Origin of the sequence: Nostoc sp., from assembly GCF_036919495.1 — a bacterium.
In the GTDB taxonomy this organism is placed as follows: Bacteria; Cyanobacteriota; Cyanobacteriia; order Cyanobacteriales; family Nostocaceae; genus Nostoc.
Genome location: NZ_JBALBZ010000076.1, coordinates 1 through 8819, shown reverse-complemented (window position 1 = coordinate 8819; position 8819 = coordinate 1). Strand labels below are relative to the sequence as shown.

The 8819-nt window shown below is 43.3% G+C and carries 7 protein-coding genes and 1 pseudogene; 4 read left to right on the top strand and 4 right to left on the bottom strand.

The genetic code is table 11. The features are described from left to right. Both V7K25_RS10290 and V7K25_RS10285 read left to right on the top strand, forming a co-directional pair. Nucleotides 1-457, top strand: a 457-nt coding sequence (locus V7K25_RS10290; RefSeq protein WP_335157522.1) for a cytochrome P450, incomplete at its 5' end; no start/stop codon positions are given. Nucleotides 458-673: 216 nt separating this feature from the next. Continuing rightward, nucleotides 674-1606 (top strand): SDR family NAD(P)-dependent oxidoreductase, encoded by a 933-nt coding sequence (locus tag V7K25_RS10285; RefSeq protein WP_335157520.1) that lies wholly within the window; start codon nt 674-676, stop codon nt 1604-1606. A gap of 231 nt (nt 1607-1837) precedes the next feature. Here V7K25_RS10285 and V7K25_RS10280 read toward each other — a convergent pair whose 3' ends face one another. The 3 genes from V7K25_RS10280 to V7K25_RS10270 all read right to left on the bottom strand — a co-directional run bounded on the left by V7K25_RS10280 (nt 1838) and on the right by V7K25_RS10270 (nt 5262). After that, on the bottom strand, nt 1838-2434 hold the full coding sequence (locus V7K25_RS10280; protein WP_335157518.1) for a molybdenum cofactor guanylyltransferase: 597 nt from the start codon (nt 2432-2434) through the stop codon (nt 1838-1840). Continuing rightward, on the bottom strand, nt 2431-4485 hold the full coding sequence (locus tag V7K25_RS10275; protein ID WP_335157516.1) for a thioredoxin domain-containing protein: 2055 nt from the start codon (nt 4483-4485) through the stop codon (nt 2431-2433). The genes V7K25_RS10280 and V7K25_RS10275 overlap by 4 nt, the downstream gene beginning before the upstream one ends. Before the next feature lie 621 nt (nt 4486-5106). Continuing rightward, entirely contained in the window at nt 5107-5262 is a 156-nt protein-coding gene (locus tag V7K25_RS10270) for a hypothetical protein (RefSeq protein WP_335157514.1), read from the bottom strand. A gap of 467 nt (nt 5263-5729) precedes the next feature. On the opposite strand from V7K25_RS10270, the gene clpP reads away from it, so the two are divergent. After that, nucleotides 5730-6341 (top strand): ATP-dependent Clp endopeptidase proteolytic subunit ClpP, encoded by a 612-nt coding sequence (gene clpP, locus V7K25_RS10265; RefSeq protein ID WP_196517036.1) that lies wholly within the window; start codon nt 5730-5732, stop codon nt 6339-6341. Between the two features lie 142 nt (nt 6342-6483). Here the strand turns inward: clpP and V7K25_RS10260 are convergent, their stop codons facing one another. Further along, nucleotides 6484-7371 (bottom strand): hypothetical protein, encoded by an 888-nt coding sequence (locus tag V7K25_RS10260; RefSeq protein ID WP_335157512.1) that lies wholly within the window; start codon nt 7369-7371, stop codon nt 6484-6486. A 1086-nt stretch (nt 7372-8457) separates the two neighbouring features. Between V7K25_RS10260 and V7K25_RS10255 the strand changes: the two are divergent. Beyond that, nucleotides 8458-8819, top strand: a pseudogene (locus V7K25_RS10255) (iron ABC transporter substrate-binding protein); the annotation flags it as partial.

Here is an 8819-nt window from a genome sequence, read left to right as displayed (position 1 = left end):
ATCCTGCCAATGTGCCGTCCATACTACAACTTCGCTGTGCCTACCTCAATGGTCAACTTGCTATCTAATGTCTTTGCAAAAATGGGATGCTCCCCTGCGTTATCGCTCCCCGATTACTCACTTACAACGATACACCCAAGTAGAAACCAAAATTGGAGACCAGATAATTCCTCAAGGGCAACTTGTGCGGGCGTGGATAAATTCTGCCAATCACGATGAACTTCAGTTTGAGAATGGCGATCGCTTCATCATTGATCGACAACCTAATAAACATCTTGCCTTTGGTAATGGAATTCATTTCTGTTTGGGCGCACCTTTAGCTCGACTAGAAGCCAAGATTGCGCTTAGGGCTTTGCTGGAAGAATTTCCTAATCTTCGGGTTGACTCAACCCAGACTCTTAAACCAATTCCAACACTGTTGGTACATGGACTGGAAAGCTTGAGTGTTCTGTTATAGGAATAGTTGAAATGGGCGTAGGGACTATTTTGAAACTCGAAGATCCCCCCTAACCCCCCTTAAAAAAGGGGGAAAAGAAACTCTAAAAGCCCTTATTTTTAAGGGGGTTGGGGGGATCTCCAATAAAATTGCATGGGATGCAGTAATGAATTAATTAATTCTTTTTTTGAGAATTAATTAAACAAATATTCGATTAATTAAGTAGGACTAAATAAAATGAAAAATCAAAAATGGAACACAAAAAATATTCCGAGTCAAAAAGGAAGAGTAGCAATTGTAACGGGTTCGAGTAGCGGCATCGGTTATGAAACAGCGCGGGTTTTAGCTAATAAACAAGCGTCTGTAGTTATTGCGGTTCGCAACTTGGACAAAGGAAACAAGGCATTGGCAAAAATTCTTCAACAGAATAAAGATGCCGATGTCAAAGTGATGGAACTTGATTTGGCGAATTTAGCATCAGTTAAAAATTTTGCTGAAAACTTTCAGAAAAATTATTTGCGTCTGGATTTACTGATTAATAATGCGGGTGTGATGATTCCGCCGTATTCAAAAACGACGGACGGTTTTGAATTGCAGTTTGGCACTAATCATCTTGGACATTTTGCTTTGACGGGACAGCTTTTGCAATTTTTGATCGGCACCGAAGGCTCACGAATTGTCAATCTTTCGAGCAGCGGACATATTATGGGCAAGATAGATTTCGATGATTTGAATTGGGAAAAGAGAAGTTATGCCAAATGGAAAGCCTACGGCGACAGCAAACTTGCCAACCTTTATTTTACCTACGAACTCGACCGAAAACTAAAAGATAATGGTATCGACATACTTGTAACCGCCTCGCATCCGGGCTGGACGGCAACCGAATTGCAGAGAACTGCGGGCGTTGTGGAATATCTCAGCGGCATCTTTGCTCAAGATATCACGATGGGCGCATTACCAACCTTGCGGGCGGCAATCGAAGCAGACTTGAAAGGCGGGGAATTTTTCGGCCCCAATGGGTTTATGACGATGCGCGGCTATCCAATAAAAGCCGAAACGAACGAATTATCCAAAGACAAAGCGATCGCTAAAAAACTATGGGTTGTATCGGAAAAACTAACCGGTGTGAAATTTGAATTTAAGAAAAAGATTTCCTCATCTTCGAGTTGACTCAACCCAGATTCTTAAAAGCGGTTAGAAACCGCCTGTACACGAGACTTTACTCGCGCAGGCGGGTTAAAAGCCTTGATTTTTAGTTAGTCCGCGCAGGCGCACGAGAGTTTATGTAGCCGCTATTTTTCTTGCAATACGCTTGGGTTAAGCATTTCTTCCTTCTCTACGAGACGCACTCGCGAGTGCGTCCTTAGCAGTTCGTTAAAAAAATTCTGTATTATTTTTCAATTAACTTAAAGCCAAGTCCTCTGGTGTATTACAGTTAAACAGCATTTCGGGTTTTGCTAAAGGCAAAACTTCTACAGGATATTGCCGCAGCCATTGCTGAAACGAGCGCCCCCCTTGGTTGATAAACTCTAAGAGTTGTGGCAAACAGCGACGGCGATAGAAACCACATAGAGGTTCCCAACCTTTGGGATGATGAGCTAAAGCTGCGATCGCATTATCCCCCACGCTATCAAGTCTAGTTACCCAATCTTGCAACACCTCAACCCGCAACCTCGGCAAATCGCAAGCTAGCAGTAGCACCCAATCTGTTTTAACTTCGGCTAGCCCTTGGGCAAACCCAACTAAAGGGCCGTGGGCTAGGGATTCTCCAGATAAAGGTACTTCTCGGATAAACTGACAACCAGGCAAAAGCAAGTCTTGATAGCGTTCCGGCCAGGGAGTGACTATATAAACAACATCAGCACAGCTTTGAGCAATACTACTAACTCGCTGTAACAACGGCACTCCTTGAATGGGAATCAAGGCTTTATCTTGACCCATACGAGAACTTTTACCGCCTGCTAATACAATTGCTGTTAATTCGCTTCTGGTCGTCATCCCCTATTTTGACTTTTCTCTACTTGCTGCAATAAATGCTCTACATTTTCTGCTGGTGCAAGACACTTCAAACCTTGGCAAACTAACCCAACGCTTCCCTCTGGTAAATCAGATGTGATGGCAAACACAGCCGTTGGTAAAAACTTGGGGATCAGAGAGTTTATTTGCTCAGTGGTGCTGCGAATCAAGGTAGAATTACGATACCAGTCCAACGCTGTAAATAAACTAGGGCAAGCTTGAGGAGCGCGATGCATTACACTCCTAAAAGCTTTCAAACCAAGTTCAGCTAAATCCAAATAATCTAGATTATCAGTAAGTAAGGCGAGACGGACAAGGTTAGCGATCGCAATTCCATTAGCTGATGGTGTAGCATTATCAACGTAACTGCGCTCCCGTACAATTAAGTCTTGACTAGAGCCACTTGATGTGTTATAATATCCACCTAATTCGACACTCCAGAGAAATTCGTTGAATTCATCTTGGATAGCGATCGCTTTCTCTAACCACAGCTTATGTTCAGGGTTGGAAGCTTGTAAATCCAGGAGAGCTTTAATAAAAAAGGCGTAATCTTCAGACTGCGCTAAAACGGTTGGTTCTCCTTGATAGTTGAGTCGTTGAAAACGTCCATCGACAAATTGATTTTCCAAGATAAAATTTGCTGCTCGTGCTGCTAATTCCAGATATAACGGTTCTTGGAAAACCCCAGCAGCTTTAGCCAGCCCAGAAATCATTAAGCTATTCCAAGCGACAATCATCTTCGTATCTGTCACTGAGGGAATGCGACCAGGCCAGTTAGTGGTTTTTGCTTCCTGGTTGTTACGAGCCGGAGGAAAAGTTTCTAAAGACTCAGAACTAACGCCATAACGAGCGGTAAACAGTTTGCTCAGAGCCGTTTCCACCGTTGCACTCAGTTGCCCAGAATAGCGCCTTTGCAAAACATTACGTCCTTCAAAGTTGCCGTTAGGTGTCACCGTAAACTGTTCTAATTCCCTTAGTTCTTCAGGCGTTAACAGTTGTTGTAGTTCGCCGTAACTCCAGACATAAAAGGCTCCTTCTTCTGGTTCTACTGCCGTGGGATCAATGAAGCTGTCGGCATCTTGAGCAGCATAGAAGTAACCTTCAGGCGCGGTCATTTCTCGCTTCAGCCATTGTACAGTACCAGCAACAGCTCTCTCAAAGGCTGCTTCTTCTACTCCTGCACTCCATAAAGAAGCTATATACTCCACAATCTGTCCATTGTCGTAGAGCATCTTTTCAAAGTGGGGTACTGTCCAAGTAGCGTCAACAGTATAGCGATGAAAGCCACCGCCCACATGGTCGTAAATGCCTCCCAGTGCTAAGTCTAGTCCCCGTTGGGTACAAACTTGCTTGCCATCATAGCGAGATTCAAAATTAAATCGAGTTCCCCGCAGTGCTAGTTCTGCATAGGGAATCATTGGAAAACTATTGCCAGATTGACTAGGAGTGATTACACCTGTGCTGGTTTCACAACCTTGGCGAAGTAATTCATGGTCTTCAAGCTCATCTGTTGTACCATCTTGTAACACAGCAGACGTGTGTAGCGACTCAATAATTAAGGCTTTGCGTTGTTGTAATTCTGCTTTTTCTGTATCGTAATAACGGCGAAGAGCTTGCAACACCTGCAAAAATCCCGGACGACCATAGCGCGGGTCTACAGGAAAATAAGTACCAGCGTAAAAAGGCACTAAATCTTCTGGGGAAAGAAATACGTTTAAAGGCCAACCCCCTTGACCGCTCATCATCTGCAAAGCTTGCATGTAGATGCTATCGAGGTCAGGTCTTTCTTCCCTGTCTACTTTGATGGGAAGATAATTAGCATTCATGTAGTCAGCGATCGCAATATCAGAAAAAGCCTCGCCTTCCATGACAGTACACCAGTGGCAACTAGAATAGCCAATGGAGAGAAAAATCGGTTTATTTTGCGCCCTTGCAGTTGCAAGTGCTTCATCACACCAAGACCACCAATCAATCGGGTTTTCGGCGTGTTTGCGGAGATAGAGGCTCTTAGCTTCAGCAAGGCGATTAGTCATGATTAAATGCAAATAGTTGCCTTCTTTGCTCAGTCTATCCTCTTCTCAGGAGTCTTAGGCTAGACAGGTATGTAGATAAGCAAGAAATCCTACGAGCGAATTATCTCTTGGGTAAGAGGTCGTAGTGTATATCTGTGATATGGGTGACCAAAAAATAATTTGGATGCAGAGCAACTAAATTTATTTATGCTTACTGAGCGTAGTTGTTGGCGCAGCCTCTCGTAAAGAAGTATAGGGTTCTTATAGCAATTCAAATAATATTTATGACACATCAATTATTTGTAAGGGCACAACATTGTTCATAGATGTCAACTTAAGCTTAACTGTTGGCTTCCTCACCTGCCTGGAACTAAAGTTCTTTGGCTTTTAGCTAAAGTCTACTTCAGTAGACTAAAGATTATTGGGTATATTTCAGTCATCTAAAGATGAGTTGAGCTATTAGCAAGGAACTGAAGTTCCTTGCAAAACATGGCTTTTAGGTTAAGTTGACACCAATGAACATTGTTATGCCCTTATCCATCTGTCGCATTCTTTTTTCAAATTGGTATTAATTTTGACTTTTGATTTTTGACTTTTGACTTCCCAAAAGGGGCTGACACTCATCCAATTCATGAAAAATTCTTACTGAAAAGATCGCAATAGCAAGCTAACAATATTTGGTGGCGTTTCTCGCACAGGTGATGCTGTCTTTGACTGAATTAAAGTATTTGGGCTAAGTACTGCTATCAGATGGAGCAAGAAGGTGATGATGGCAGCTTGTACAAGTTTTTCCAACATGGCACGTCTCTCTGGATAGATAGCATTTCAAATATGACTAGTTATTCTAAATACATTTAGTTTGATGGACTTACTGAATGTAACAAAAATAATTTGATATTTGCCGAGGGAAATCCTAAAAAAATGTTTAAATTGTTACAGGATTAAGATAATTCCCCAAGCAAGTCTGATTTTGGTTATCGGTCTAATCACCACATCGCCAAAGTTTTCCAGCAAATGCCGAGATATGAGGTTGACGATGATTAGAGTTTTTTGATTTGTTCTTCATGGGATATTTTCTTAGACATATTTTGCGGTTAAAAAGTGCCTTTGGGGGTTGAATTTATCGCAAAATCATCTTTTGTACTGTTTTTGGGCGAGAGAAAACGATAAAGGTTTGATTTATCTGCTTGAGAACAGTAGAGATAAACCCCAGTTTCGTGCTGTCACCGATAAAATGTATTTAAAGTAGCCACAAACACGCTTCCATGATTCCTATCGTTATTGAACAATCGGGTCGAGGCGAACGCGCCTTTGACATCTACTCACGGCTGTTGCGTGAGCGCATCATCTTTTTGGGACAACAAGTTGACAACAACATTGCTAACTTGATTGTTGCCCAACTGCTGTATTTGGATGCCGAAGACTCGGAGAAAGACATTTATATGTACATCAATTCTCCCGGTGGTTCGGTGACGGCTGGTATGGGCATTTTTGACACTATGAAACACATTCGCCCTGATGTCTGTACAATTTGTACCGGATTGGCGGCGAGTATGGGCGCTTTCCTCCTCAGTGCTGGTGCTAAGGGTAAGCGGATGAGTCTACCCCATTCCCGGATTATGATTCATCAACCTCTAGGCGGCGCTCAAGGACAGGCGACTGATATTGAAATTCAGGCGCGGGAAATTCTCTACCATAAGCGGCGGCTAAATGACTATTTAGCTGAACATACAGGTCAACCAATTGAGCGGATTGCTGAAGATACTGAACGTGACTTCTTCATGTCACCAGAGGAAGCTAGAGAATACGGTTTGATTGACCAAGTGATTGACCGTCACGCCGCTGGTAGCCGTCCAGCAGTTGCTGTTCTTAATTAATAGTCGGCATTGGTAAATGGTGATTTACCACTTTTAATTCCCTTAAACCCCAAAATTAACCCCTTTTCATAACTGAAGAGGGGTTAATTTTGGAATGGGTGGACTGCTCAGTTACTTATTTGGACAAATGACTAATGACTAATCAAAATCCAGCTATTGGGTCTGGCTGCGATTGGAGGTATTTGAGGAATCCGTGTAATTCTTCTTCAGTTAGCAGAGTACGCCCCCGCTTCCCGTAGGTTTCAATCAGATGTTCCCGTCCTTGTTCTGGTGTCCAGCCTAAACGCTGAAGTTCGACATCTGTTTTAGCAATTACATCCGATAAATCAACGGGTTCAGCTTTCTTCTTTCTCTTTCCTGTCACTGGCGGGGTGGCAACATTCTCTTGAGAGCTGTAACTCCGAGGTGTAAATGGTGTGACATTATTGGCAGAAATCTCTGGAAATGTTTGATTTTCCACCTGGTTATCAAAGGTTATTTCCAAGTTTTCCACTGGAGGATCAAATTCTAGCTCCTTGTTGGCTGTCGCTGGAAAGTTTTGACCTAAATCCTGGCTATAGTTATCGCTTGCTAGGGACACACCACTGCTGTACCCATACTGTTCATTATTGTTTGTTACTACTTCTGGTTTTATGTTCCGTACTTTAGAGGGCGGTATCGATATTTCTTTGTCACTGACAACTGGCCACTGACTACTAACAAAATCCTCATCCTTTGCAGAGGAATAAGCAGCCGATTCATTCAATCCACCTTTGGTATTCAAGGAAGGGTTTAGCTGCACTGGGGGAATTGGATTTGAGCTAAATGCGGCTGATTGCTGTGGCGCATTTGTAATACCCAAAACTATCAACGCCCTGGTTCTGGCTTGGTCTTCTGCTGCTTCTACTGTTTCTGCTGCTGCCATACCCGTAGCACGGGTTACGCCTTCTATTTGTACGCTTGCCCGGACAATATATTTTCCTTGAAAAATTTGCACTAATTCAGAAATCAGACTGCCTTTGGGATACAAGCTCTGGAATTGAGCCAACATAGTACTGCTACCAATCTAAATATTTTTAATAACGGAGTTGATACTGCCTGTATGTTCAAGCTAGCTCATCTGCCCTTACTTTAATTTACATCTACTCGATACCCAGGATGCCTGCCAATATTGCTTACTATGTGTCATCAGTTTCTTGGCAGACGATGAGTAGGTATAATTATCTGCTCTGAGCTATCAAGGTGATATTCTTGCTTTGTGTCCTAATTGTAGCAATAGCTCTTTTTTGACGAAATTTTTGGCTAGTGCTAACTTATCTGGGTAGCCTTGCCTGCAATGCTATACTGATTACCCAACTGGATATCTAGAACTATTTTTTGGAAGTGCGCTCTAAATCTACAATAATGGAGATAAGGTTCGCCCTCACTGCTTATTAACCTGCTCACCTAATTGTTACCGATTCTACATGTGGGAAAATTGGGTTCACGGCAGTTTTGCCTAGTTAAAAATCAGAGTCTAATGTCGTAAAATTACCTTCACTCTAGACAATCAAACACCTGTAGTTTCCACGCCACTTGCTCCGCTTGGGGAAACCCCAAGACCCTCCGGGTTCGGCAGTTCCCCAGACGCTCGTTCGCTCTTAGCGTCTCCCCTTCTCCCAAAGGGAGAGGCTAACGCCAAGGGAGAAGACTCGCTAACGCTGCGCTATCGACGGGAACCGCCAAGAGGGTGGCTGCCTCACCGCAGTGGCTCCCCTGCATAGCGCTTTTGGGCAGTATGGATTCTCTAAACCCAGCTTCTCAAAAACCCGTCGCGTAATTACCTAGCGGGGCTAAATCCCGATCAGGCGTGTAATCTTAAGTTTGGTTAGGTGAAGAGACTTGAACGCAGGCGAACTCTGAGAGCATCGTGCAGTGAGAAGTTCGTAGACGCCCATTCTCTGTGGGTCGCCTTCCTTTGCTCCCAACTGCGGGAGTAGTTTATCGCTCTTGCGGGGTCGGGCTTCCTTTCCTTAGAACTTAGGAAGTCTTGCCTCTGGCAATTCGTTTCCAACTTGTTTCTGTAAGCCGTGAGGGTATACAGAAAAGAACCAGATTAAGCAAAAAATGATGTTTTGACCAAAGGTCGGTTCACTGCATGGAATTTTCAATCGCTACACTCCTTGCCAATTTCACCGATGATAAATTGGTAGCTCGGAAGGTTTTAGAAAAGAAACTTGGTTGTGAAGATGAAAAAAGTTTACAAAAACTTCACATTGCCTTAGATGTTCTGGAAAAAATCGGTATTTTAGTGAAAGAACGGGGCAAGTACCGCCGTGTCTCAGAAGAGGGAATAATCGAAGCAAAACTCCGTTGTTCTAGTAAAGGCTTTTGCTTTGCTATTCAAGATGTGGAAGGAGCTGAGGATATTTACATCCGCGAAAGTCATCTGAGTAATGCTTGGAATGGCGATCGCGTTTTGGTCAGAGTTCTCAAAGAAGGCAGTCGCCGTCGCTCTCC

What these genes read in the sequence shown, in the direction of transcription:
- V7K25_RS10260 (WP_335157512.1), bottom strand. Translation starts at nt 7,371, where the DNA reads ATGTTGGCTCAATTCCAGAGCTTGTATCCCAAAGGCAGTCTGATTTCT.
- V7K25_RS10270 (WP_335157514.1), bottom strand. Translation starts at nt 5,262, where the DNA reads ATGTTGGAAAAACTTGTACAAGCTGCCATCATCACCTTCTTGCTCCAT.
- V7K25_RS10280 (WP_335157518.1), bottom strand. Translation starts at nt 2,434, where the DNA reads ATGACGACCAGAAGCGAATTAACAGCAATTGTATTAGCAGGCGGTAAA.
- clpP (WP_196517036.1), top strand. Translation starts at nt 5,730, where the DNA reads ATGATTCCTATCGTTATTGAACAATCGGGTCGAGGCGAACGCGCCTTT.
- V7K25_RS10285 (WP_335157520.1), top strand. Translation starts at nt 674, where the DNA reads ATGAAAAATCAAAAATGGAACACAAAAAATATTCCGAGTCAAAAAGGA.
- V7K25_RS10275 (WP_335157516.1), bottom strand. Translation starts at nt 4,485, where the DNA reads ATGACTAATCGCCTTGCTGAAGCTAAGAGCCTCTATCTCCGCAAACAC.